This is a genomic window from Streptomyces sp. DSM 118878 (genome assembly GCF_052936595.1).
This window is the reverse complement of the sequence record NZ_CP193622.1, coordinates 2,243,237-2,267,918: the sequence shown is the minus strand read 5'-3', so window position 1 is coordinate 2,267,918 and position 24,682 is coordinate 2,243,237. Positions and strand designations below refer to the sequence as shown.

General features: G+C 73.1%; 24 protein-coding genes. 19 read left to right on the top strand and 5 right to left on the bottom strand.

Annotation, left to right across the window (positions count from 1 at the left end; all coding sequences use genetic code 11):
• Positions 1-20: 20 nt before the first annotated feature.
• The 15 genes from ACRAKF_RS09775 to der all read left to right on the top strand — a co-directional run bounded on the left by ACRAKF_RS09775 (position 21) and on the right by der (position 15,557).
• Entirely contained in the window at positions 21-647 is a 627-nt protein-coding gene (locus ACRAKF_RS09775) for an NUDIX domain-containing protein (protein ID WP_447036547.1), read from the top strand.
• A 170-nt stretch (positions 648-817) separates the two neighbouring features.
• The gene (locus ACRAKF_RS09770) at positions 818-2,911 is read left to right on the top strand and encodes a tetratricopeptide repeat protein (protein ID WP_447036546.1); all 2,094 of its coding nucleotides are present in this window, start codon (positions 818-820) and stop codon (positions 2,909-2,911) included.
• A gap of 145 nt (positions 2,912-3,056) precedes the next feature.
• Positions 3,057-4,172 carry an alanine dehydrogenase gene (ald, locus tag ACRAKF_RS09765; protein WP_447036545.1) on the top strand — a complete coding sequence of 372 codons (1,116 nt, stop codon included), beginning with the start codon at positions 3,057-3,059 and terminating at the stop codon, positions 4,170-4,172.
• 346 nt (positions 4,173-4,518) lie between these two features.
• Complete coding sequence (locus tag ACRAKF_RS09760; protein WP_447036544.1) at positions 4,519-5,691, top strand: ParA family protein; 1,173 nt, start codon at positions 4,519-4,521, stop codon at positions 5,689-5,691.
• A complete protein-coding gene (locus ACRAKF_RS09755; RefSeq protein ID WP_447036543.1) occupies positions 5,676-6,266 on the top strand; it encodes a hypothetical protein in 591 nt (196 codons plus the stop codon). Before ACRAKF_RS09760 ends, ACRAKF_RS09755 begins: the two co-directional genes overlap by 16 nt.
• 19 nt (positions 6,267-6,285) lie before the next feature.
• Entirely contained in the window at positions 6,286-7,260 is a 975-nt protein-coding gene (locus ACRAKF_RS09750) for a segregation and condensation protein A (RefSeq protein WP_447036542.1), read from the top strand.
• A complete protein-coding gene (gene scpB, locus ACRAKF_RS09745) occupies positions 7,257-7,895 on the top strand; it encodes an SMC-Scp complex subunit ScpB (RefSeq protein WP_447036541.1) in 639 nt (212 codons plus the stop codon). The genes ACRAKF_RS09750 and scpB overlap by 4 nt, the downstream gene beginning before the upstream one ends.
• A gap of 12 nt (positions 7,896-7,907) precedes the next feature.
• Positions 7,908-9,068, top strand: coding sequence for a pseudouridine synthase (locus ACRAKF_RS09740; RefSeq protein WP_447036540.1), 1,161 nt, complete (start codon positions 7,908-7,910; stop codon positions 9,066-9,068).
• Between the two features lie 102 nt (positions 9,069-9,170).
• A complete protein-coding gene (locus ACRAKF_RS09735) occupies positions 9,171-9,914 on the top strand; it encodes an NUDIX hydrolase (protein WP_447036539.1) in 744 nt (247 codons plus the stop codon).
• A gap of 23 nt (positions 9,915-9,937) precedes the next feature.
• Positions 9,938-10,912 (top strand): ADP-ribosylglycohydrolase family protein, encoded by a 975-nt coding sequence (locus ACRAKF_RS09730; RefSeq protein WP_447041900.1) that lies wholly within the window; start codon positions 9,938-9,940, stop codon positions 10,910-10,912.
• Between the two features lie 131 nt (positions 10,913-11,043).
• Positions 11,044-11,406 (top strand): chorismate mutase, encoded by a 363-nt coding sequence (aroH, locus tag ACRAKF_RS09725; protein ID WP_447036538.1) that lies wholly within the window; start codon positions 11,044-11,046, stop codon positions 11,404-11,406.
• Positions 11,403-12,488: a prephenate dehydrogenase gene (locus ACRAKF_RS09720; RefSeq protein WP_447036537.1), complete on the top strand. Its 1,086-nt coding sequence runs from the start codon at positions 11,403-11,405 to the stop codon at positions 12,486-12,488. The genes aroH and ACRAKF_RS09720 overlap by 4 nt, the downstream gene beginning before the upstream one ends.
• Before the next feature lie 153 nt (positions 12,489-12,641).
• Positions 12,642-13,337: a (d)CMP kinase gene (gene cmk, locus ACRAKF_RS09715; protein WP_447036536.1), complete on the top strand. Its 696-nt coding sequence runs from the start codon at positions 12,642-12,644 to the stop codon at positions 13,335-13,337.
• Positions 13,295-13,996, top strand: a complete 702-nt coding sequence (locus ACRAKF_RS09710) for a lysophospholipid acyltransferase family protein (protein WP_447036535.1) — start codon at positions 13,295-13,297, stop codon at positions 13,994-13,996. Before cmk ends, ACRAKF_RS09710 begins: the two co-directional genes overlap by 43 nt.
• 82 nt (positions 13,997-14,078) lie before the next feature.
• The gene (gene der, locus ACRAKF_RS09705; protein ID WP_447036534.1) at positions 14,079-15,557 is read left to right on the top strand and encodes a ribosome biogenesis GTPase Der; all 1,479 of its coding nucleotides are present in this window, start codon (positions 14,079-14,081) and stop codon (positions 15,555-15,557) included.
• 63 nt (positions 15,558-15,620) lie between these two features.
• On the opposite strand, the gene ACRAKF_RS09700 is transcribed toward der, so the two are convergent.
• Together ACRAKF_RS09700 and ACRAKF_RS09695 are read right to left on the bottom strand one after the other, a co-directional pair.
• Positions 15,621-15,977 (bottom strand): hypothetical protein, encoded by a 357-nt coding sequence (locus ACRAKF_RS09700; RefSeq protein WP_447036533.1) that lies wholly within the window; start codon positions 15,975-15,977, stop codon positions 15,621-15,623.
• 71 nt (positions 15,978-16,048) lie between these two features.
• Positions 16,049-16,876 (bottom strand): hypothetical protein, encoded by an 828-nt coding sequence (locus tag ACRAKF_RS09695; RefSeq protein WP_447036532.1) that lies wholly within the window; start codon positions 16,874-16,876, stop codon positions 16,049-16,051.
• A gap of 461 nt (positions 16,877-17,337) precedes the next feature.
• On the opposite strand from ACRAKF_RS09695, the gene ACRAKF_RS09690 reads away from it, so the two are divergent.
• On the top strand, positions 17,338-17,964 hold the full coding sequence (locus tag ACRAKF_RS09690) for a LysM peptidoglycan-binding domain-containing protein (RefSeq protein WP_447036531.1): 627 nt from the start codon (positions 17,338-17,340) through the stop codon (positions 17,962-17,964).
• A gap of 116 nt (positions 17,965-18,080) precedes the next feature.
• Positions 18,081-18,725, top strand: coding sequence for a LysM peptidoglycan-binding domain-containing protein (locus ACRAKF_RS09685; protein WP_447036530.1), 645 nt, complete (start codon positions 18,081-18,083; stop codon positions 18,723-18,725).
• Here the strand turns inward: ACRAKF_RS09685 and ACRAKF_RS09680 are convergent.
• Genes ACRAKF_RS09680 through ACRAKF_RS09670 form a run of 3 tightly spaced genes read right to left on the bottom strand, consistent with a single transcriptional unit; the run spans position 18,703 to position 22,640 of the window.
• Positions 18,703-19,464 (bottom strand): ATP-binding cassette domain-containing protein, encoded by a 762-nt coding sequence (locus ACRAKF_RS09680; protein ID WP_447036529.1) that lies wholly within the window; start codon positions 19,462-19,464, stop codon positions 18,703-18,705. The genes ACRAKF_RS09685 and ACRAKF_RS09680 overlap by 23 nt on opposite strands.
• 19 nt (positions 19,465-19,483) lie before the next feature.
• On the bottom strand, positions 19,484-22,114 hold the full coding sequence (locus ACRAKF_RS09675; RefSeq protein ID WP_447036528.1) for an ABC transporter permease subunit: 2,631 nt from the start codon (positions 22,112-22,114) through the stop codon (positions 19,484-19,486).
• Between the two features lie 4 nt (positions 22,115-22,118).
• Complete coding sequence (locus ACRAKF_RS09670; protein ID WP_447036527.1) at positions 22,119-22,640, bottom strand: hypothetical protein; 522 nt, start codon at positions 22,638-22,640, stop codon at positions 22,119-22,121.
• 159 nt (positions 22,641-22,799) lie between these two features.
• Between ACRAKF_RS09670 and ACRAKF_RS09665 the strand changes: the two genes are divergently transcribed.
• Together ACRAKF_RS09665 and ACRAKF_RS09660 are read left to right on the top strand one after the other, a co-directional pair.
• Positions 22,800-23,369, top strand: a complete 570-nt coding sequence (locus ACRAKF_RS09665; protein ID WP_447036526.1) for a hypothetical protein — start codon at positions 22,800-22,802, stop codon at positions 23,367-23,369.
• Positions 23,344-24,642 carry an ABC transporter substrate-binding protein gene (locus ACRAKF_RS09660; RefSeq protein ID WP_447036525.1) on the top strand — a complete coding sequence of 433 codons (1,299 nt, stop codon included), beginning with the start codon at positions 23,344-23,346 and terminating at the stop codon, positions 24,640-24,642. Before ACRAKF_RS09665 ends, ACRAKF_RS09660 begins: the two co-directional genes overlap by 26 nt.
• Positions 24,643-24,682: the final 40 nt, after the last annotated feature.

The window sequence follows — 24,682 nt, the reverse complement described above, 5'->3', positions numbered from 1 at the left end:
GTGTGGGAGGACAGGTCGACATGACGATCAAGGACACCGCCGAGGAGTGGCAGGTCACGGCGAGCGCGACGCCGTTCGTCGGGAACAAGACCTCCGTGCGCACCGACGACGTCGTGATGCCCGACGGGAGCGTCGTCCGGCGTGACTACCAGGTCCACCCCGGCTCCGTCGCCGTCCTCGCGCTCGACGGCGAGGGCCGCGTCCTGGTCCTGCGCCAGTACCGCCACCCGGTCCGCCACAAGCTCTGGGAGATCCCCGCGGGCCTGCTCGACGTCCCCGGTGAGAACCCCCTGCACGCCGCGCAGCGCGAGCTCTACGAAGAGGCGCACGTCAAGGCCGAGGACTGGCGTGTCCTCACCGACGTCTACACCACCCCCGGCGGCTGCGACGAGGCCGTGCGGATCTTCCTCGCCCGTGACCTCGCCGAGGCCGAGGGCGAGCGCTTCGAGGTCGAGGAGGAGGAGGCCGACATGGAGCTCGCCCGCCTCCCGCTGGAAGAACTCGTACGCGGCGTGCTCGCCGGGGAGCTGCACAACAACTGCCTCGTCGTCGGCGTCCTCTCGCTCTTCGCGGCCCTGAACGGCGACGGCGTCGACGCGCTCCGCCCGGCCGAGGCCCCCTGGCCCGCCCGGCCCTTCGAGGCCTGAGACGCCGGGCCGGGACGAGCTCTCGTACCGGTATGACGATCCACTGATCCGATCGGGCGACTTGCGCGCGCCGCGCGGCCGGGAGGGCGACAGGGCCTGAACTAGGCTCTGAAAGCGTCCCGCCCGGAGTTCCGGGCGGACTCGTGCGCAGGCGGACGGGAGCGTGGCCCGTGACGGATCAGGCGGTCGACACCGACGGTGCGGCGGCGGGTGGCACGGTGCCGTTGCCGGCCGGTGCCGTGCCGGAGCCCACGGCGGTTCGATTCGTCGGCCGGCGGCGGGAGCTGAAGGAGCTCAGGGCCGACATCGACCGCGCCGGACTCGACACCCTGTCGGGCCGCAAGGCGCCCCGCGCACGCGTCCTGCTGGTGGCGGGCCGCCCCGGTTCGGGCCGCACCTCGCTCGCCGAGGCGCTGGTGCGCGGCATCGCCCGCGAGTACCCCGACGGAGTGGTCCGCGCCTGTCTCACCGAACCCGACGGCACCCGCGTCCCCACCGAACGCACCGCCCGGGCGCTCCTGGACGCCCTGTCCGTCCCCGCGCCGGCCGGGGCGCACGAGGACGAGCTGACCGACATCCTCAGGGACGCGCTCGCCGAACGCAGGGCGCTGCTGCTCCTCGACGACGCGGCCGACGCCGAACAGGTCGAGCCGCTGCTCCCCGACACGCCCGACTGCCTGGTCGTCGCCGTCTCCGAGGGCCCGCTCACCGGCATCCCCGACGTGCGGCCCTGCACCCTCGGCGGCCTCGACAAGGAGGCCGCGGTGCAACTGCTGGCCCGCGCCGCGGGGCCCGTGCGCATCACCGTGGACCCGCGCTCCGCGGAGGCGCTCGTCGAGACCTGCCAGGCCCACCCCGCGGCCCTCGTCCTGGCCGGCGGCTGGCTCGCGGCCCGGCCCAAGGCCGCCGTCGCCGATCTGGCGAAGCGGCTGCTCGACCTGCCCGACGACGGGCCCGCGTTCGCCCGCGTCTTCCGGCACACCTACGCCACTCTCGCCGGGCCGCCCGCCCGGATGCTGCGGCTCCTCTCCCTGGCCCCGGCCGGATACGTCGACCCGCACACCGCCTCCGCGCTGGCCGGCTGCTCGGTCGCCACGGCCGAGGACACCCTGGACGACTTCGCCGCCCTCGGCCTCGTACGGCCCGTGGAGTCACCCCTTCCGCAGTACGAGGTGCCGGGCTGCCTGGTGCCGCTGCTGCGGCGGCTGACCGAGACCCAGGACCGCCCCGCCGAGCTCCAGCTGGCCCGCGCCCGGATGCTGGAGCGGACCGTGCGGCTGCTCCAGTCCTGCCGGGCGGTGACCGAGACCGACAGCTCCGCCGCCCAGAAGCTGCTCGCCGGGCTGCCGGGCGCCCTGCGCTTCCCCGACCCGGCGGCCGCCGCCGAGTGGCTGCGGATCCGGCAGCCCGCCCTGCTGGCCGCCGCCCGCCTCGCGGTGGCCGACGGGGAGCTCGACACCCTCGCGCGTCGCCTGATGGCGGCCCTGACCCGGGCCCTCGTCGCCCACCGCGGCCAGCAGGCCGCCGCCCCCGAGCTGTACTCCATCCATCAGCTCGTCCTCGGCGTGGCCGAGCGGCGCAGGCTCCCGCGCGAGCGGGCCGCCGCGCTGCTCAACCTCGCGGATCTCGACGCGCGGACCGGCCGTACGCGGGACGCGCTCGCGCGCTACCGGGCGGCGCTCGACGCGGGCCGGGAGGCCGACGACCCGTACGCCACCGGACGCGCGATGGAATCCGTTGGCGGCGCGCACCACGAGCTGGGGGACTGGTCACGGGCCTCCGACTGGTACGGCAGGGCGCTCGCCCACCGCCTCTCCCGCGGCGAGCGCGCCGACGCGGCCCGGCTCTACGGCCGGATCGCCACCGTGCACACCTACGCGGGCCGCTACGGCGAGGCGCTGCGCAACTGGAGCTCGGCCGTCACCGGGTACCGCAAGAACGGCGACGTGGCCGCACACGCGCGGGCGCTGAGCGAGATGGCGCGCGTGCAGGAGTACGCGGGGCGGCCCGAGGAGTCGCTGCGCACCTGCCAGGAGGCGGTCGAGCTGGCCCGGCACGCCGAGGACGTACGGCTGCAGGCCGCGCTCCAGCTCCGCCTCGCGGACACCCTGGAACGGCTCGGCGACCCCACGGCCGCCCGGCTGCACAGGAATGCGGCCGATCGCATGCTCGGAACGGGCCCGCCGGAGACCGCCGGGCTTGAAACGAACGGTGGAGCAGGGTCTTCCGCCTACGAAATCCGCAGCACATCCTCAGAAGATTGAAGTATTGAAAGGCTAGACAGCGAGAAATCCTTCATTAGACTGGCTCCGCCGCGTACATCCGTGGCGTCTCCCGTTGCGCCCATCGGTGCACCGGTCTGTAGTGCATTGCCCGAGATATCCCCTGAGCCAAGGACCGTGATCGACGATGAAGGTCGGCATCCCCCGCGAGGTCAAGAACAACGAGTTCCGGGTGGCCATCACCCCGGCCGGTGTGCACGAGCTGGTGCGCCACGGCCACCAGGTCGTCATCGAGCGGAACGCCGGCGTCGGTTCCTCGATCACGGACGCCGAGTACGTCTCGGCCGGTGCGAAGATCCTGGACACCGCCGATGAGGTCTGGGCCACCGCCGACCTGCTCCTGAAGGTCAAGGAGCCCGTCGCGGAGGAGTACCACCGCCTCCGCAAGGACCAGACCCTCTTCACCTACCTGCACCTGGCCGCGTCCAAGGAGTGCACGGACGCGCTCCTGGAGTCGGGCACGACCGCCATCGCGTACGAGACCGTCGAGACCGCGGGCCGCGCGCTCCCGCTGCTCGCCCCGATGTCCGAGGTCGCGGGCCGCCTCGCCCCGCAGGTCGGCGCCTACCACCTGATGGCCGCCAACGGCGGCCGCGGCGTCCTGCCGGGCGGTGTCCCCGGCGTGGCCGCGGGCAAGGCCGTCGTCATCGGCGGCGGCGTCTCCGGCTGGAACGCCGCGCAGATCGCCATCGGCATGGGCTTCCACGTGACCCTGCTCGACAAGGACATCAACAAGCTCAAGGAAGCCGACAAGATCTTCGGCACGAAGATCCAGACCGTCGTCTCCAACGCCTTCGAGCTGGAGAAGGCCTGCCTGGAGGCCGACCTCGTCATCGGCGCCGTCCTCATCCCGGGCGCCAAGGCCCCGAAGCTCGTCACCAACGAGCTCGTCTCGCGCATGAAGCCCGGAAGTGTCCTTGTCGACATCGCGATCGACCAGGGCGGCTGCTTCGAGGACTCGCACGCCACCACGCACGCCGAGCCGACCTTCCCGGTCCACGGCTCGGTCTTCTACTGCGTCGCCAACATGCCGGGCGCGGTGCCCAACACCTCCACCTACGCGCTGACCAACGCGACGATGCCCTACATCGTCGAGCTGGCGAACCGCGGCTGGGCCGAGGCCCTGCGCCGCGACCCGGCGCTCGCCCTGGGTCTCAACACCCATGACGGCAAGGTCGTTTACCGGGAGGTCGCGGAGTCCCACGGCCTTGAGCACGTCGAGCTGGAGACGCTCCTCGGCTGACCCCGTGACCGACTCCGGTCGGTCACCGACGCTTTCGTCAACGAGAGTCGTCAATCTCACGCCCGCGGCCGGACCTTGAGAGGGGTCCGGCCGTATGCGTATCAGTGTGGACACGCTCAACTCGCCTTGAACGTAACCCTTTAACCGTTTCGCCCACCCCGGAAACGTGCCACTGGCAAGCCGCACGCCCTTGACATCGCTGTGTCCCTTTGCCGACACATCGGGCCCGGTCCGGCGGATTGTGTTGCTGTGGACCGGTGACACGCCATAGAGTCGCCAACCGTCGGCATGGTGCCACGCTGACCTATCGAGAAGTTCCCTGGTCACCAAGGAGGTAAGACGACTTGTGAATGAGTCGACATTTGCTCCCGGGGGTGGTCAACCAGGAACGTCTGAGCGAGGCCAAGGGCCCGTGGGACTCGAGGCTGTCGGCTCCGTCGCTGTCCGAACCTTCGAAGCCCGGCAGAGCCCCCAGCCGACACAGCCAGCACCCCAGAGCATGGATGGCCATCACGTGAACGCCATGGCCGGCGACCGGAGTGGCGATAAGACCCACACCCACCTCGCCGACTACGAGGAACTGCCCAAGGGGCACTTCTACGACCCCGACGCCGAGTACGAGCCCGATCCGGAGTACGCGGCCACGCTCGCGCCCGACGCGGCCCGTCAGCGCCGCGAGCGCGTCGGCCCCACGGGGCGCACGCTGCCGTACTTCCCGATCCCCGGCCCGCTGACCGACCACGGGCCCGCCAAGATCATCGCGATGTGCAACCAGAAGGGCGGCGTCGGCAAGACGACGTCGACCATCAACCTGGGTGCCGCCCTCGCGGAGTACGGACGCCGTGTCCTGCTCGTCGACTTCGACCCCCAGGGCGCCCTCTCGGTCGGCCTCGGCGTGAACCCGATGGAGCTGGACCTCACGGTCTACAACCTCCTCATGGAGCGCGGCATGTCCGCGGACGAGGTGCTCCTGAAGACCGCGGTCCCCAACATGGACCTGCTGCCGAGCAACATCGACCTGTCGGCCGCCGAGGTGCAGCTCGTGAGCGAGGTCGCGCGCGAGTCCACCCTCCAGCGGGCGCTCAAGCCGCTGATGCAGGACTACGACTACATCGTCATCGACTGCCAGCCCTCGCTCGGCCTGCTCACGGTCAACGCCCTGACGGCCGCGCACAAGGTGATAGTCCCGCTCGAGTGCGAGTTCTTCGCGCTGCGCGGTGTGGCCCTCCTGACGGAGACCATCGAGAAGGTCCAGGAGCGGCTCAACCCCGAGCTGGAGCTCGACGGCATCCTCGCGACGATGTACGACTCCCGCACGGTGCACAGCCGTGAGGTGCTCGCGCGCGTCGTCGAGGCCTTCGACGACCACGTCTACCACACGGTCATCGGGCGCACGGTCCGCTTCCCCGAGACCACGGTCGCCGGTGAACCGATCACGACGTACGCCTCCAACTCGGTCGGCGCGGCCGCCTATCGTCAGCTCGCCAGGGAGGTGCTCGCCCGGTGTCACGCCGAGTGAGTCTGCCGGGGGCCGACGAACTGTTCCGCACGACCGGGGGCATGGCCCTCCAGTCGTCGTCGCCGCGGCGTCCGGCCAACGGTGACGCCAGGGTGCCCGCTCCGGCGGGCGAGAGCGACGAGACCGCGGCGGCCGGCGAGGCCGCGCAGGGCGACGGCGGTGAGCCCGCGGAGCACGCGGCCACCGACGCCGAGTCGGGCGCGGAGTCGCGCAGCCGGGCGGCGTCCGGCGAGACGGACAAGGGCGCCGGGCGCCGGTCCGAGGCCGGTCAGGCGCAGGACGGCACGGCCCCTCAGGGCGGCAAGAACGGCTCCTCCACCGCCCAGGCGCGGCGGCGGGCCCGGGCGGCCAACCGGCGGCCCAGCGGACGTGAGCGGCACGACGAGAAGATCACCGTGTACGTCTCCGCCGAGGAGCTGATGGACCTCGAACACGCGCGTCTCGTGCTCCGCGGTGAGCACGGGCTCGCGGTCGACCGCGGCCGGATCGTGCGGGAGGCCGTCGCGGTCGTCCTCGCGGATCTGGAGTCGCGGGGGGACGCGAGCATCCTCGTACGACGGTTGCGCGGGCGGTAGGAGTAGCGTTTCTGGCCTCATGGCCCTGAACAGTGAATCCGCGCCGCCCGCTCGCCGCCGCGCCCTGGGGCGCGGGCCCGGGACGGCTCCCGCTCCCGCGGAGGCTTCGGAGCCGCAGCCGGCGCCGCAGCCGGAGGCCGTGGCGGTCCCGCGGGCCGCACCGGCCCCCGCCGAGTCCGGCGAACCCGGTGACGGGCGGTTCACGGTCCGGCTCGCGAACTTCGAGGGCCCCTTCGACCTGCTGCTCCAGTTGATCGCCAAGCACAAGATGGACGTCACCGAGGTCGCGCTCTCCAAGGTGACCGACGAGTTCATGGCGCACATCCGGGCGATGGGGCCCGACTGGGACCTGGACCAGACGACCGAGTTCCTCGTCGTCGCCGCCACGCTGCTCGACCTCAAGGCCGCCCGTCTCCTTCCCGCCGCCGAGGTCGAGGACGAAGCCGACCTGGCGCTGCTCGAAGCGCGGGACCTGCTGTTCGCGCGGCTGCTCCAGTACCGCGCGTACAAGCACGTCGCGGACATCTTCAGCGGACGGCTCGACGACGAGGCGCGGCGCTACCCGCGCACGGTCGGCCTTGAGCCGCACCACGCCGAGCTGCTGCCCGAGGTCGTCATCAGCATCGGCGCCGAGGGGTTCGCCGAACTGGCCGTGAAGGCCATGCAGCCGCGCGCGAAGCCGCAGGTGTACGTCGACCACATCCATGCCCCGCTGGTGTCCGTGCGCGAGCAGGCCGGGCTTGTCGTCGCCCTGCTGCGCGAGCGGGGGGAGGCGAGCTTCCGGGAGCTCGTCTCGGACGCGGGGGACACGCTGACCGTCGTGGCCCGGTTCCTGGCCCTCCTGGAGCTGTACCGCGAGAAGGCCGTCGCCCTGGACCAGGAGGACCCCCTGGGCGAGCTGATGGTGCGGTGGACCGGCCCGGACGGCGCCGGTGAGCCGACCGTGACCGACGAGTTCGACCGGGCCCCCGAGCCGATGGAGGAGAAGGCGTGAGCGAGCACCCCGCGGGGACGGCCACCGTCGCCGCCCTTGAGCTGCGGCCCGCCCTGGAGGCGGTCCTGATGGTCGTCGACGAGCCGGCCACCGAGGAGCACCTCGCGAAGATCCTCCAGCGGCCCCGGCGCGCGGTCGCCGACGCGCTGCGCGAGCTGGCCGACGAGTACACCGTGCAGCAGCGCGGCTTCGAGCTGCGGCTCGTGGCGGGCGGCTGGCGGTTCTACACCCGTCCCGAGTACGCCGCCGCCGTGGAGGGCTTCGTGCTCGACGGGCAGCAGGCGCGGCTCACCCAGGCGGCCCTGGAGACCCTCGCCGTCGTCGCGTACCGCCAGCCGGTGAGCCGTTCGCGGGTTTCCGGAGTGCGCGGGGTGAACTGTGACGGCGTGATGCGCACCCTCCTCCAGCGGGGTCTGGTGGAGGAGGCGGGCGCGGAACCCGAAACAGGTGCGATCCTGTACAGGACGACGAACTACTTCCTGGAGCGGATGGGCCTGCGTGGCCTTGACGAGCTGCCGGAGCTCGCGCCCTTCCTCCCCGAGGCGGACGCGATCGAGGCCGAGACCCAGGAAGGCGTTCCGTCGTTCGACCCGGACGCACCCGATGCGCCGGGTTACGAGGACGCAGCCGACTAAACGGAACTTTTGATGCGAAGCAGCAGCGGCAGGAACAGCAGCGGAAACAACGGCGGGAGCCGTGGTGGCAACAGCGGCGGCCGCGGCAGCAGCGGTGGCCGCGGCAATTACCGGGGTGCCGGTAGTGGCCGCGACGACAAGCGCGACGACAGGCGTGATGACAGGCGCGACGACAAGCGCGACGACAAGCCGAGCAGGCCCAGCAAGCCGCGCCCCGAGGAGCGCCGCTACGACGTGGGCGCCGGCGCCACCCGGACCGGCCCGAAGTCCGGGCGCGGCGCCTCCGCGCGCGGCGGTGCCAAGGGCGGCCCCAAGCAGGGACAGCAGCGCGGCGGCCGGTCGGCCCCCGCACGCTCCCGTGAGTACGAGACCCGTGCCGAGGAGCGCAACCGCGACCGGTACGCGGACAAGCCGAAGGTGAGCACGCCCAAGACCTTCCCCGGCGCCGAGCAGGAGGGCGAGCGTCTCCAGAAGATCCTCGCCCGCGCGGGCTACGGCTCGCGCCGTGCCTGCGAGGAGCTGGTCGACCAGGCCCGTGTCGAGGTCAACGGCGAGATCGTCCTGGAGCAGGGGCTGCGGGTCGACACCGAGAAGGACGAGATCAAGGTGGACGGCCTCACGGTCGCCACGCAGTCGTACCAGTTCTTCTCGCTGAACAAGCCCGCCGGTGTCGTCTCCACCATGGAGGACACCGAGCACCGCCAGTGCCTGGGCGACTACGTGACCAACCGCGAGACGCGGCTCTTCCACGTGGGGCGGCTCGACACCGAGACCGAGGGCGTCATCCTGCTCACCAACCACGGTGAGCTGGCCCACCGCCTGACCCACCCGAAGTACGGCGTGAAGAAGGTCTACCTCGCGCACATCGTGGGTCCGATCCCGCGTGACCTGGGCAAGCAGCTCAAGGACGGCATCCAGCTGGAGGACGGCTACGCCCGCGCGGACCACTTCCGTGTCGTGGAGCAGACCGGCAAGAACTACCTCGTCGAGGTCACCCTGCACGAGGGCCGCAAGCACATCGTGCGCCGCATGCTGGCCGAGGCGGGCTTCCCCGTCGACAAGCTGGTGCGGGTGGCGTTCGGGCCGATCACCCTGGGCGACCAGAAGTCCGGCTGGCTGCGGCGGCTCTCCAACACGGAGGTCGGGATGCTGATGAAGGAAGTCGACCTGTAGGCGACCCGCGAGCGGACCTGGAGATCTTTCCGGTCCGCGGGGCTTGTGGCTGCCCGCCCACCCTCTTTATAGTCGTAACGACTTTTAAGGGGGTGGGCGGGCATGTCTGTGTCCGAGATGTCCGATACCTACGACAAATACGCCTTCGAGCCGTTCGCCGTCACCGTGGACCTCGCGGTGTTCACCATCCGCGACGGCGCACTGCACGTGCTGCTCGTGGAGCGCGGCCAGGAGCCGTACGCGGGCCGCTGGGCGCTGCCCGGCGGCTTCCTGCTGCCGGACGAGTCCGCGGAGAGCGCCGCGCAGCGTGAGCTCGCCGAGGAGACGGGGCTCGCGGACGTCAGCGGCCTCCACCTGGAGCAGGTGCGCACCTACAGCGAGCCGGACCGCGATCCGCGCATGCGGGTCGTCTCCGTCGCGTTCGCGGCGCTCGTGCCCGACCTGCCGGAGGCGCGCGCCGGCGGCGACGCGGCCGGCGCGGCCTGGCTGCCGTACGAACCGGCGGCCCACCGGCCGCTCGCCTTCGACCACGACCGGATACTCGGCGACGCCTACGACCGGATCCGCGCCAAGCTGGAGTACACCGGGCTCGCCACCGCCTTCTGCCCGCCCGAGTTCACGCTCGGCGAGCTGCGCCAGGTCTACGAGGCCGTGTGGGGCGCGGAACTCGACCCCGCCAACTTCCGGCGCAAGGTCGTCGGTACCGCCGGGCTCGTCGAGGCGGTCCCGGGCGCGGCCCGCCTCACCGGCGGCCGGGGCAAGCCCGCGGCCCTCTTCCGCGCGGGCACGGCCACCACCCTGCACCCGCCCCTGCTCCGCCCCGCCGCGGAAGGACACACCTCGTGAAGCGCCCGGCCACCGGCTCCCTCATGGGACTCGCCCTCGGGGACGCGCTCGGCTTCCCGACCGAGTTCAACGACGTGCCGTCGATCCTCGCGAAGTCCGGACCGTGGCGGGAGATGCGGCTGCCGCGGCCGGCGATCGTGACGGACGACACCCAGATGACACTTGCCCTTGCCAGGGCGGTGCGGGCCACCGGTGTGCGGGAGCCGGACCCCGAGCGGTTCGCGCTGCTCACGCGCCGTGAGTTCGTCGCGTGGAACGTCTCGCCCGACAACAACCGCGCCCCCGGCACCACCTGTGTCCAGGGCTGCGAGCTCCTCGCCGACGAGCGGCGGGAGTGGCGGAGCGCCGGCAGCCCGCACTCCAAGGGCTGCGGCGCCAACATGCGGGTCGCGCCCATCGGCTTCGTCCCCGGACTGAGCGACGAGGAGCGCGCCGGCGCCGCCCAGCTCCAGTCCGCGCTCACCCACGCCCATCCGACCGCGCTCGCCGCGTCCGACCTCACCGCGCACGCCGTACGCCTGCTCGCCGAGGGCGCCGAACCGACGGGCCTGGTCGGGCTGCTCCGCTCCTACGCGTACGACAACCGGGAGACGTACCACGAGCGGTGGCTCGGCGAGCTGTGGACCCGCGGCGAGGCGCCGACGCCCCGGGCGTTCATCGCCCGCGGCTGGGACGAGTGCCTGGCGGCCCTCGAACGCCTGGAGGCCGCGCTCAGGCACGCCAACCCGGAGACCGATCCCTGCCTGGCCACGGGCGAGGGCTGGATCGCCGAGGAAGCGCTCGCCACCGGCCTGCTGTGCTTCCTCCAGTTCGTGGACGAACCGGTCACCGCTCTGCGCCGCGCGGCCTGCACCTCGGGCGACTCCGACTCCATCGCCTGCCTCGCGGGCGCCTTCGCGGGCGCCCACCTCGGCGCGGACGCGTGGCCCGCCGAGTGGACGGAGCGAATCGAGTACCGGGACGAGCTCCTCGCCCTCGGGGCCCTCTGGGACGCGTGAGCCACGGCTCGCGGGAGTCCAGGCGGTCCCGCGCGGCGTGTCTCGGCAGGCGGGCGCCGGGCCCCGGCGCGCGCGGCGCTGACTACCCTTGACGGGACATGCAGTGCGCGGGCGATACGAGGAGCGGTGACGTGGCGGTACGAGCGGTCCGGGGCGCCGTCCAGCTGGACGAGGACGAGGCCGGACACATGGGCGAGCAGGTCGGCGCGCTGCTCACCGCCGTCCTGGAGCGCAACGGGCTGACCGGGGAGGACCTGATCAGCATCTGGTTCACCGCCACCCCCGACCTGCACAGCGACTTCCCCGCCGCCGCGGCCCGCGCCCTCGGCATCGTCGACGTACCGCTGATCTGCGCGCAGGAGATCCGGATCGAGGGCGCCATGCCCCGCGTCGTCAGGCTCCTCGCCCACATAGAGACCGACCGCCCCCGCTCCGAGATCGCGCACGTCTACCTCGGCGCCGCGGCCGCACTCCGCAAGGACATCGCCCAGTGAGAACCGCCCTCGTCATCGGCACCGGCCTGATCGGCACCTCCGCCGCCCTGGCCCTCGCCTCCCGTGGCGTCACCGTCCACCTCGTCGACCACGACCCGGCCCAGGCCCGCACCGCCGCCGCGCTCGGCGCCGGCACCGACGAGCCCCCCGAGGGCCCCGTCGACCTCTGCGTCGTCGCCGTGCCGCCCGCGCACGTCGCCGCCACCCTGGCCGACGTCATGCGGCGCGGCGCCGCACGCGCCTACCTCGACGTGGCCAGCGTCAAGGGCGGGCCGCGCCGCGAGCTCGAAGCGCTCGGCCTCGACCTCACCGCGTACATCGGCTCGCACCCCATGTCCGGGCGCGAGCGCAGCGGCCCGCTGGCCGCCACCGCCGACCTCTTCGAGGGGCGGCCGTGGGTGCTCACCCCGACCCGCGACACCGAGACCGAGGTGCTCAACCTCGCCCTGGAGCTCATCGCGCTCTGCCGTGCCGTCCCCGTCGTCATGGACGCCGACGCCCACGACCGGGCGGTCGCCCTCGTCTCGCACATGCCGCACCTGGTCTCCAGCATGGTCGCCGCCCGCCTGGAGAACGCCGACGAGACGGCCGTACGCCTCTGCGGCCAGGGCATCCGCGACGTCACCCGCATCGCCGCGTCCGACCCCCGGATGTGGATCGACATCCTCTCCGCCAACCCCGGACCCGTCGCCGACCTCCTCGCCGACGTCGCCGCCGACCTGGGCGAGACCGTCACGGCCCTGCGCGCCCTCCAGTCCGCCGACGAGACGGAGCGGACCGAGGGCGCGACCGGCGTCGAGACCATGCTCCGGCGCGGCAACGCGGGCCGGACCCGGGTCCCCGGCAAGCACGGCTCGGCGCCCGCCGCGTACGAGATCGTCGCGGTGCTGATCAACGACCAGCCCGGCCAGCTCGCCCGGATCTTCGCCGACGCGGACCGGGCGGGGGTCAACATCGAGGACGTACGCATCGAGCACGCCACCGGTCAGCAGGCGGGCCTCGTGCAGCTCATGGTCGAGCCGAAGGCCGCGCCCGTGCTCAGCGCGTCGCTGCGCGAGCGCGGCTGGTCGATCCGGCAGTAGGCGCGATCAGGCGCCATCGGGCGCCGCTGGGCGGCCGTGGGCGGCGGGCGGAAGGGGCTGTCGGGGCAGGGCGCGCGAGCCAGTAACCTTGTGCGGGGCGTGCCCACGCCCCGCCACCCCGCCCCGAGTACTGCGAAAGGTGTCCGCAGCCCCGTGGAAACCGCAGAAAACGCCGCCCCGGCAGCCGTGATCGTCGCCATCGACGGCCCCTCCGGCACGGGCAAGTCGAGCACCTCCAAGGCCGTCGCCGCCCAGCTCGGGCTCAGCTACCTGGACACCGGCGCCCAGTACCGGGCGATCACCTGGTGGATGGTGCACAACGGCATCGACCTCACCGACCCCGGCGCCATCGCCGACGCCGCGGGCAAGCCCGGGATCGTCTCCGGCACCGACCCGATGGCCCCGACCATCACGGTCGACGGCACGGACGTCTCGGGCCCCATCCGCACCAGCGAGGTCACCTCCAAGGTCAGCGCGGTCAGCGCCGTCCCCGAGGTCCGCACCCGCATCACCGAGCTCCAGCGCTGGATCGCGGAGTCGGCCGAGAAGGGCATCGTCGTCGAGGGCCGTGACATCGGCACCACCGTGCTGCCCGACGCCGACCTGAAGATCTTCCTCACCGCCTCGCCCGAGGCGCGCGCCGCCCGCCGCTCCGGCGAGCTCAAGGGCGTCGACGTCAAGGCGACCCAGGAAGCCCTGATCAAGCGGGACGCGGCCGACTCCAGCCGCAAGACGTCCCCGCTGGCCAAGGCCGACGACGCGGTCGAGGTCGACACCACCGAGCTCACGCTCCAGCAGGTCATAGAGTGCGTGGTCACCCTCGTCGAGGAGAAGCGGGCCGAGAAGTGAGCGAGGCTCCCGCCGGACGCGGCGCCTCCGAGCGGGGAGCCGAGGTCGGCCGCCGGATCGGCGTCGGCCTCATGTACGGCCTGTTCAGACCGCGGGTGCTCGGCTCCTGGCGGGTGCCGGCGAACGGGCCCGTGATCCTGGCCGTGAACCACGCGCACAACGTCGACGGCCCGATGGTCATGGGCGTCGCGCCCCGGCCCGCGCACTTCCTGATCAAGAAGGAAGCGTTCATCGGGCCGCTCGGCACGTTCCTGGACGCCATCGGCCAGGTGAAGGTGGACCGCTCGGGCGCCGACCGCACGGCCATCACCAGGGCCCTCGGCGTCCTGGGGCAGGGCGGCGTCCTCGGCATCTTCCCCGAGGGCACCCGGGGTGACGGCGACTTCGCCTCGCTGCGCGCCGGGCTCGCGTACTTCGCGGTGCGCTCCGGGGCCCCGATCGTTCCGGTCGCGGTCCTGGGAAGCACCGAGCGGAACGGACGGCTGATAAAGCAGCTTCCCCCGCTGCGCAGCCGGGTCGACGTCGTGTTCGGAGACCCCTTCGACGCGGGCGACGGCAGCGGACGGCGTACGCGCAAGGCGCTCGACGAGGCGACCGTGCGCATCCAGGAGCGGCTCTCCCGCCACCTGGAAAACGCCAGGCGCCTGACCGGGCGCTGAGCGAGACTTATCAAGTAGTGCGCTGAACCGAAACGCGGACCCGCGCACCGATCACCACGATGAACGACGAGGTACGGACTTCATGAGCGACCAGATCCAGCCCGAGGGCGACGGCTTCGCCGAGCACGACCACGGGGCGCTCGGCGACACCGAGTACGCGCAGTTCATGGAGCTCGCCGCCGAGGAGGGCTTCGACGTCGAGGACGTCGAGGGCGCCATCGAGGAGGCGGGCCACGGCCCGCTGCCCGTGCTCGCCGTCATCGGCCGCCCCAATGTCGGCAAGTCGACCCTGGTGAACCGCATCATCGGCCGCCGCGAGGCCGTCGTGGAGGACCGCCCCGGCGTGACCCGCGACCGCGTCACGTACGAGGCCGAGTGGTCGGGCCGCCGCTTCAAGCTCGTCGACACCGGCGGCTGGGAGCAGGACGTGCTCGGCATCGACGCGTCCGTCGCCGCCCAGGCGGAGTACGCGATCGAGGCCGCCGACGCCGTGCTCTTCGTCGTCGACGCCACGGTCGGCGCCACCGACACCGACGAGGCGGTCGTCCGCCTCCTGCGCAAGGCGGGCAAGCCCGTCGTCCTCTGCGCCAACAAGGTCGACGGCCAGTCCGGCGAGGCCGACGCCACCGCCCTGTGGTCCCTCGGCCTCGGCGAGCCGCACCCCATCTCCGCGCTGCACGGCCGCGGCACCGGCGACATGCTGGACGCCGTCCTGGAGGCGCTGCCCGAGGCGCCCGAGCAGACCTTCGGCACGGCCATCGGCGGCCCCCGCCGCATCGCGCTCATCGGCCGTCCGAATGTCGGCAAGTCCTCGCTGCTCAACAAGGTGGCGAACGAGGACCGCGTGGTCGTCAACGAAATGGCAGGCACCACGCGTGACCCGGTCGACGAGCTCATCGAGCTGGGCGGCGTCATCTGGAAGTTCGTCGACACGGCGGGCATCCGCAAGCGCGTCCACCTCCAGCAGGGCGCCGACTACTACGCCTCGCTGCGCACCGCCGCGGCCGTCGAGAAGGCGGAGGTCGCGGTGATCCTCATCGACGCCTCCGAGTCCATCTCCGTGCAGGACCAGCGCATCGTGACGATGGCCGTCGAGGCGGGCCGCGCGATCGTGGTGGCGTACAACAAGTGGGACACCCTCGACGAGGAGCGCCGCTACTACCTGGAGCGGGAGATCGAGACCGAGCTCGCCCAGGTCGCCTGGGCGCCCCGCGTCAACGTCTCCGCGACCACCGGCCGGCACATGGAGAAGCTCGTCCCCGCGATCGAGACGGCCCTCGCGGGCTGGGAGACGCGTGTGCCGACCGGACGGCTGAACGCCTTCCTCGGCGAGATCGTCGCCTCCCACCCGCACCCGGTCCGCGGCGGCAAGCAGCCGCGCATCCTCTTCGGCACGCAGGCGGGCACGAAGCCGCCGCGCTTCGTCCTCTTCGCGTCGGGCTTCATCGAGGCGGGCTACCGCCGCTTCCTGGAGCGCCGCCTGCGCGAGGAGTTCGGCTTCGAGGGCACGCCGATCCACGTCTCGGTCCGGGTGCGCGAGAAGCGCGGCCGCAAGAAGTAGTACGTACGTGAGATGCCCGGCCCCGGTTCTGAGGGGCCGGGCATCTCGCGTACTCAGCTCAGCTCAGCGCTCGCGGCGCGGGGCCGCGGGCAGGGCCGCGGGGATCGGGTGGAGGCCCGTCGCGTAGTGGTCCTGCCGGCCGTAGCGGCCCAGGTGGAACTGGCCGAAGGCGTACGGGCGCGCGTCGTGCCGTCCGTCGCGCTGTCCGCCGTACGGCCCGGTGCCGAACGCGGTGAAGCCCATATCCTCCTCGCCGGTCCGGTCGCCCGGGAGGGCGCGGAAGGCTCTGCGGTACTCCGAGTACAGCGTGTCGTAGATCGGTGTGGCCGAGCGCTCGCCCATCGTGTCCGGCGCGGTGCGCATGGACGGGATCGGGGTCTGGTACGCCGGGCGGTAGCGGGAGGGGTCGTATGTGTGCACGTCTGTGCCAACGAAACCGCCGCCCGACGGATGCGGGGGTCCGGGCGTGACCCCCGCGGCCATTCGGGTGATCAGGTCCCGGCCAGCGGCATGGACCCGGCGGCGAGCAGCCCGCGGGCGGCCGCCTCGTCCAGGGCGTCCCGCAGCAGGTCCTCGCGCGGCTGGCGGCCGATGGAGCCCGCGGGAGCGGCGTAGAGCAGCACGGTCTGGGTCTTGTTGACCGCGGCCCGCCAGTCCTCGGTGACCTGGAGCGGCTGGTGGGCCTGCCACCAGGCGACGGGCGCGCTGCCGTGGGGGCCGGGCTGGAAGACGGCGTGGAGCTGTCCCATGCCGAGCAGGACGGACCAGCCGTGCAGGACGGGCGGCACGGTGTGGAGGGAGGTCACCGGCATGAAGCCCTGCTCGATCAGGAGCGGCAGGAAGTCGTCGCCGCCGCCGGGCGCCGCGCCGGGGCGGGCGATCGGCCCGGTGGGCTCGACGACGAGCGCGGGCCGCAGTTCGCCCTCGATCAGGACCAGGCCGCTGGTCACGCCGAGCACGGCCTGGCGCGGCGCGCTCTGGCTCGGCGCGTCCTGACCGGGCGCGGTCTGGCTCGGCACGGCCCGGGCGGCCTCCGCGCCGCCTTCGCGGGTGATCGAACGCACGGCGCCCTGGAGCTGCTCCTCGGTGACCGTCACGATCTGGGAGGGGAGGCAGGAGGCGTGCGCGAAGGCGAGGACGGCGGTCTCCTCGCCGACGAACAGGACCGTGCTGGTCCGTTCCTGGCCGGAGTCGCCCGGGGTGCGGCACGAGGTGCAGTCGTAACTGCCCGGCGTGTTCTCTCCGGTGAGCAGCCGGTCGGCTTCTTCGTCGCCGATCTCGGCGCGAACGTCGTCGCTGACGTCGAGCATGCGCGGCACGGGTGACTCCTCGGGATTGTCACGTGGGGTGATTGGTGCGGGTGTGATGAGCCGGACGGCGCCCGGCTCATAGGAAGACAACGGCGGATCAGTGGCGCAAGTCACGCAACACAGCGAACGGAATCGAACCGTCCGCAGCGCAGGGTGAGATGCGTGGCGGAATGCATCACTCCGCGCCAGCAGGCGTACGCCGTAAGGGAGTTGAGGAGGTGAGGTGAGTCACAGATCAATGGATCAACGGGCGTATAAATCCCGATATCGGGCAATGAAGTGGGTGGCCTGAACTCGCCGCTACCTTGAGTAACGCTCAACTGGCCTGTGCGGACGGGGAACCGGTTGCTGCCGGGCCGAGCGGGCTCCTAGATTCCACCGCCGTGTGCAGCGAGCACCGCTCGGGTACGTCCGCCGATCACCCCGCTCGACGGGGGGCGGACCGCCCGGGTACGACGAGAGGGATCTTCATGTCCGCAACGCCCAGGCGCATACGCAGAACGGCAGTGATCGGAGGGGCCGCACTCATCGCCCCGCTGGGACTGCTCGCCGCGACCGGTCAGGCCGACGCGGCGGACGGCGGGGTGTGGGATCGCATCGCACGGTGCGAGAGCGGCGGCAACTGGCAGATCAACACGGGCAACGGCTACTACGGAGGGCTCCAGTTCTCCGCGGGGACGTGGCGCGCGTACGGCGGAGGGGCTTACGCGGCCACCGCCGACAAGGCGTCGAAGGCACAGCAGATCGCTGTCGCCGCCAAGGTCCAGCGGGCCCAGGGGTGGGGCGCGTGGCCCACCTGCGCCGCCCGCGCGGGTGCGTACGGCCGGGCGCCGTCCGCCGCGGCGCCCGTACCGAAGGCCGCGAAACCGGCGCCGAAGTCGCTCAAGGCGCCCGGGGCGGCCGCCGAGCCGCGCTCCGGCCACGCCGACCGGGGGGCCTCGCGCGCCGCCGGCAACCACACCGTCCGGAGCGGTGACACCCTCAGCGCCGTCGCGGCCCGGCACGGGACCACCTGGCAGCGCGTGTACGCCGTCAACCGTGCCGTCATCGGCGGGAACCCGGACGTCATCGTGCCGGGGCAGCGGCTCAGGGTCTGAGCCGTCGTTCGGGGTCCGGGCCGCCTTTCGGGATCCGGGCCGCCGTTCGGGTGGGCTTGCGGTCCGGGCGGCGCGGGGCGCCGGAGCAGTGGCGTTCATATGCATAACGTGACCCGATGCATCCGACGCAGCTGACGCATCCGACGCATCCGACGCCCATCAGTCGTCCGCACCGGCGTATTCGGCCTCTGGCCGTGGCCGCGGGCGCGGTTCTGGCCGTGGCGGCACTGCCACCCACCGTCGCGTCCGCGGCTCCGCCGACACGGCCCACCGCGTACGAGAACGCCTCCTGCTCCGCCGACAAGGGGGCCTGGAACTGCCTGGCCCAGTGCGAGAGCAACGGCCGGTGGAACGCGAACACGGGCAACGGCTACTACGGCGGACTCCAGTTCTGGCAGCCCACCTGGGAGGCGTACGGCGGCCTGAAGTACGCGCCGCGCGCCGACCTCGCCACCAGGCAGGAGCAGATCCAGGTCGCCGAGAAGATCCGGCTCAGCCAGGGCTGGAAGGCGTGGCCCTCCTGCTCCCAGAAGGTGGGGGTCGAGCGGTTGGCCAGGACCGGGCAGCCGGAGCGGACCAGCCGCGGGAAACGGCGCACGTACGTCGTCGAGCGCGGGGACAGTCTCAGCGCCATCGCCCACCGGTACGGGGTCGAAGGGGGCTGGAAGGCTCTCTACGCGGCCAACCGGTCGGCGGTCGGGAGCCGGCCCGGAATGCTGTCCATCGGCACGAAGCTCGTCATCCCGAAGGGCGGGGCGTAGGCGGCTTCGTCGGCGTCGCCGAGGCCGTCGAGGTCGGCGAGGTCCGCCGGGCGGCGTCCAGTTCCGCAGCCTCCCCGCTGAACACGACCGCGCCCCGGCGCAGTTCGTACACCACTACCGCCGCCCGCCCCGCGCTCTCGCGCAGGGCGGGCGGCAGACGCTGTTCGGCCACGATCACGCAGGCGGGCAGGGCGGCGAGCAGGGCGTAGGTGCGGGCAGCGACGGGTGGGGACATCCCCTGGGCCGGCTCGTCGATCAGGACCACGGGGGTGGTCCCGGGGCCAGGACCGGCCTCGGGCCGGGGCGTGAGCAGGGCGCGGGTCAGGGCCAGCATGCGCTGTTCGCCGCCGGAAAGGGTGCCTGCGGGGCGGGGGAGCAGGGGGCGCAGCTCGGGGTAGGCGTCCAGGGCGCGGGCCAGGTCCGCTCCGGTGCCCGACAGCTCCAGGTTCTCCGCGACGGTGAGCGTCGGGAACACCGCGCGGCGGTCCGGTACGAAGGTCAGCGCTCGGGCCGCGCGTTCGTGGGGCGGCCGGCGCGTGATGTCCTCGCCGTCCCGGAGCACCGCGCCGGCGGTGAGGGGAAGCGTGCCGGCCAGGGCGCGCAGGGCCGTGGTGCGACCGGAGCCGTTGGCGCCGAGCAGGACGGTCACGGTGTCCGCAGGGGCGGCCAGGGTGACTCCGTGCAGGGCCTCCAGGGGGCCGTAGCGCACGCGGGCGCCGCGCAGCTCCATGCCTCTCATCGCGGTCCCCGCCTTCCGGTCATCGCGGTTCGTCGTCCGGCGTGTCCAGCACGTGGTGGGCGGGGCCCGAAGCCACGATGCGGCCCGCTCTCATCACGTGCACCGTGTCGGCCAGGTCCGCCACCCAGGCGAGGTCGTGCTCCACGATCAGCAGGGCCATCCCGTCGGCCGCGAGGGTGCGCAGGAGGACGGCGAGGGCGGCCACTTCCGCCGTGTCCAGGCCCGCCGCCGGTTCGTCGAGGAGCAGCGTGCGGGGGGTGCTCGCCAGGGCTCTGGCCAGTTCGGTGCGGCGCAGGGTGCCGGTGGGGAGGTCCGCCGCGAGGCTCGCGCGGTGGGGGGCCAGGTTCAGCAGGCGCAGCGCCCGGTCCGTGGTGCCGCGGGTGCTTCGGGGGGACTGGTCCGCGGCCACCTGGATGTTCTCCGCGATCGTCAGGGAGGCGAAGAGCGCCGGCTGCTGGAACGTGCGGGCCACGCCCGCGCGGGTCCTGGCATGGGCCGGGAGCCCGGTGATGTCCCTGCCGTCCAGGGTGATCCGGCCCTCGTCGGGGCGGAGGGTGCCGGCCAGGCAGTGGAAGAGGGTGCTCTTGCCCGCGCCGTTCTCACCCGTCACCGCGGTGATCCGGCCCGGGAGGACCGTGAGCGACACGTCGTCCAGGGCCGTGTAGCCGTCGTAGGTGAGCGTGATGTGGTGGGCCGTCAGGGGGGCCGCGGTCGCTCCGGCCCGCTCGCCCCGGCGGCCCCGTCCAGTGCGTTCGCCTTGCACGACGTCCGTCGTGTCCTGGGCAGGGGGGCTTTCGGTCCGCCGCAGGGCCGCTCGTGCCGCCTCGCCTCTGGGCGTCAGGCGCGGGCGGCTGTCGGGGCGGACGTGGTGGGCGGCCTTGCGCAGTGCCTCGTAGGGGCCGCCGGGGAAGCGGCCGATCAGCACGGCCAGGACGCCGATCACCGCGGCGGCCATGCCGCCCCTGGTGCCCGCGTCCAGGCCCACCAGGAGGGCCGCCGCGGCCAGGGCCCCGAGGAGGCTGTCCGAGCCGAGGACCACCACCGCCGCGAACCAGAGCAGGCCCCGTACGGGGTCGAACGCCCCGGGGTCGAAGGCCTGCTGCCCCATGGCGAGCATGCCGCCGCCCAGTGCCGCAAGCGCCGCCCCGGTGACGAACGCCGTCAGTTTGAGGGTGGGCACGGCCGCGCCCGCCGCCGCAGCGCCCGCCTCGTGGTCCCGCAGTGCCGCCAGCGCGCGGCCGGTCCTGCCCCGGCGCAGGGCGGTGACCAGGAGCACGGCTCCCGCGAGGATGGCCAGTTCCAGCGCGTAGTACGCCCGGTCGCCCAGGAAGCCCGCCGGGCGGTCCAGGGTCAGGCCCGCGGTCGCGTACGGCTGGGCGAAGACGAAGCGGCTGACGCCCACGCCGAAGGCGAAGGTCGCAAGCGCAAGCGCCAGGCCGTGGCGGCTGATCGCCGGTCTGCCCGTGAGGAGGCCGAGGGGAGCGACCAGGAGGACCGCCACCGCCAGGGCCGGCAGGTGCGGGAGCTCAGGGAGCCCCGGGAAACGGCCGGCGGCGAGCAGGGCCGTGAACAGCGCGCCCAGACCCGCGTACGCCGCCTGGCCCAGGGAGATCTGGCCGCCTCTGCCCGTGACGACCACCAGGGAGAGGAGGATCACCGCCAGTGCCGGGACCTGGACCGCCGTGGTGAGGTCCTGGCCCGCGAAGCCCAGGGGGATCAGGAAGAGGAGCGTCGCCACCGTCCAGGCGCCCGGCGGCGCCGGAACGCGGGCCGACGCCGTGCGGGGCAGCGCGTCCTTCGAGCCGATGCCCGGGAGGATCAGGGCCGCTGCCAGGAGCGCGATCACGAAGAGGTTCGCCCCCGCCGTCTGGACGAGCTGTTCCTGCGGGCCCGAGGGGTGCAGGCGGGTCAGTTGGCTCTGGGCCACCCCCAGGGCGAGGGCCACCGCCACCGCTGTGGGCAGGCTGCGCATGCCGGCGGCCACGGCCACCGCCATCACCTCCATCACAAGCAGCGGCATGCCGTACGGGTCCAGCCGCACGTACGGGGCCAGGAGTACGCCGGTCAGGCCTGCCGTGAAGGAGCCGAAGGCCCAGCCCACCGCTGCCACCCGGCGGGCGTCGATGCCGAGGAGCACGGCCAGGCCCCGGTCGTCGACCACGGCTCTCAGCTCGCCGCCGAAGCGGGTCCAGCGGGTCACCGCCCCGACGGCCGCGGCCAGCGCCACCGCCGCGCCCAGCGGGACCCAGGGGTCCGCGGAGAGCAGGGTGGGGGCGTCGTCGCGGGCGCCCGGCCCCCAGAGGAGGGCCGCGCCGCCGACGAGGAGCACGAAGACGCCGATCGAGGCCACCAGGGTCTGCGCCGGGTCGCTGCCCAGGACGGCCAGGGGGCGGAAGACCGCGCGGTCGAGGAGCAGCCCGATGCCGGGGGCCACGAGCAGCAGGGTGACGGCGGCCGCCGGTGCGAGCGGCCAGTGCCATTCGGCCGTCAACTGGCGCAGGACGTAGGCGCAGACCATGGCGGTCGCGCCGTGCGCGAAGTTCAGGACGCCGGTCGCGCGGTAGGTGACGATCAGACCGATGCCGGTGAGGGCCGCGGCGCCGCCGACCGAGAGCCCGGCCAGCGTGAGGTCGTAGCTCAGGGACGCCACCGGGTCAGCTCGCCGGGCCGGGGGCGGCCGGCTCGCCCGTCAGCCGTGGCGGCTCGCATATCGGGCACGGGGCGAGGCCGCCCTGGGCCAGGAGCGTGGCGTCCGCGGGGACCGCCTCCGGTTTGGCCGCCACCAGGGGGCAGTCGGCCCGGTGGCGGAGCGTGCCGCCGGGGACCGTCAGGAGGTCGTCGCTCGTGGCCATGGGCGGGCCCGCGGCCGGGGGCTTCGGGGGTTGTGCCGCCACCAGGAGGCCGTACAGCTCCTCCACGCGCGACGCCGCCAGTGCGCTTCTGCCGTGGGTGTACAGCACGGCCCCCGCGATGATCAGGGCCGCGCCGGGCACCGTGCACGAGGCGAGATAGGGGAGCTGCCGCTCGGCGAAGCGTTCGCCGGAGACGCCGTACCAGCCCAGGACGCACAGCACCGCGCCCGCGGCGAGGGCCGCGTAGGCCGCCCACAGGGCCGGGTCCCCGGGGCGCGGCGCGGCGCCCCTCCGCGATGGCCGAGCTGTCCGCGCCGCGCGCATCTGAGCCCCCCGGGGAACGCCTGGTCGAATCACGTCAGCAACGCCGGTCCCGTCGGCGCTCTGTCCATGTCAGCCGATGGCTTGCACTATGCCCTCTACAAGCTGACGCTGAAAGCTCCGGACCGTCACGGCCCGGACCGACACCCGGTGGTGAGCCAGATGGTTCTCGGGAGCAGCCGCACAAGGCGGGGAACGCACTTACGGCGGGGGCGGGGGCGGGGCGTGGTGCTCGCGGCGGCCGCCCTGCTGCTGGTCGTGCCGGCCGCCGCGGCCTGCGGTGACGACAGCGGTGGCGGCGACGGCGACCCGCCGCCCGAGCCGTCCGTGGAGAAGCCGGCCGAGCCGACGAAGGACGGTGCCGCCGCGCCCGACGACCCGGCGGCCGCGAAGAGCGAGGTCACCAAGGCGTGGGAGAAGTTCTTCGACCCCGAGGTCTCGATCGAGGAGAAGGAAGCCGTGCTGGAGGACGGGGCCAGGATGCGGGCCGTCCTGGAGAGCTTCGGCGGGGACGAGCGCGGGCAGCAGGTCGCGGCCGAGGTCGGCAAGGTCGAGTTCACCTCGGCGGAAGAGGCCGACGTGACGTACGCGCTGACGCTGAAGGGCGCCACCGCGCTGCCCGACGCCTCGGGGACGGCCGTGAACCAGGACGACACCTGGAAGGTGTCCGTCAAGACCCTCTGCGCCCTGGTGAAGCTGAGCGGGAATGCGTCGCCCGGGCCGGGCTGTTGAGGCGTTGCTCGCCGTCGCGCTGCTCACGTCGGCAGGCGTGGCGTGCGGCAGCAGGCTGCCGGAGAGCGACTTCGAGCGGCGCGGCACCGCGTCCGCGCCCCCGGGCGGCGAGCCGCTGCGGGTGGGCGTCATCGCCAGCGCGACCAGCCCGGTCGGCGGCGCCGCGTTCACCGGGCCGCGCGACGGGGCCAAGGCCTACTTCGCGCGGCTGAACGCGCGCGGCGGCATCGACGGGCGCAAGGTCGAGGTGCGGACCTGCGACGACGGCGGCAGCGGCGTCGGCAACAGCGACTGTGTGCGGGAGCTCGTCGAGGAGCGCGAGGTCGTCGCGCTCGTCGCCACGGCTTCCCTCGACTACGCGGGCGCCTCCCGTGTCTCCCGGGCGGGGGTGCCCGACATCGGGGGACAGCCGATCGGGGCCGCGTACGACACGTACCCCCATCTGTACGGGATCTACGGCAGCCTCGCCCCGCGGAACGGCGAGCCGGGCTGGGGCGGCAAGCTGTACGGCGGCACCGAGGTCTACCGCTACTTCAAGCGGGAGCAGGGGGCGCGGACCGCCGCCGTCGTCTCGTACAACCAGGCCGCGTCCGCCGCGTACGCCCGTCTCGTCACCCGGGGCCTGAAGGCGGAGGGCTACAAGGTCGTCACCGAACAGCTCGACTTCGCCCTGCCCAACTTCCGCGCGGCCGCCGCCGACCTGAAGGAGCAGGGCGCGGACCTGGTCTTCGACGCGATGGACACGCACGGCAACGCCAAGCTCTGCGAGGCGATGGACGAGGCGGGTGTGGAGGTGACCGCCAAGGTCACCAACGTGCAGAACTGGACGTCGGCCGTCGCCGACGACTACAAGGACGCGCCCCGCTGCCGCAACGCCCTGTGGGCCACCGGGGCGAGCAGGAACTACGAGGACACCGGGCACCCCGCCGTACGGGATTTCCGCGCCGCCATGAAGGGCCGGGAACTCTCGCAGTGGCAGCTGGAGGGGTGGGCCGCCGCCATGTGGTTCACGGACGCCGCGCGCGCGTGCGCACGAGCGCACAGCGGCGACGTCACGCGCGCGTGCGTGGACGGGTTCATGAACCGGAATCAGCCGTATTCCGCCCGTGGGCTGCTTTTGCCGGTCACCTTCGAACACCGCGACGAACCGCCCGCGCACCGCAGGACGTGTGTGTCGGTGGCCCGTTGGCGGGACGGCGAGGGCTGGGCGACACAGGGCGGCGACATGACCGACAACTGCTTCGAGGTGCCGCAGCTCTCCTACCAGCCTTGATGGACCGCACCGCGAATAAGTTCCACCTTCCGGCTATCGA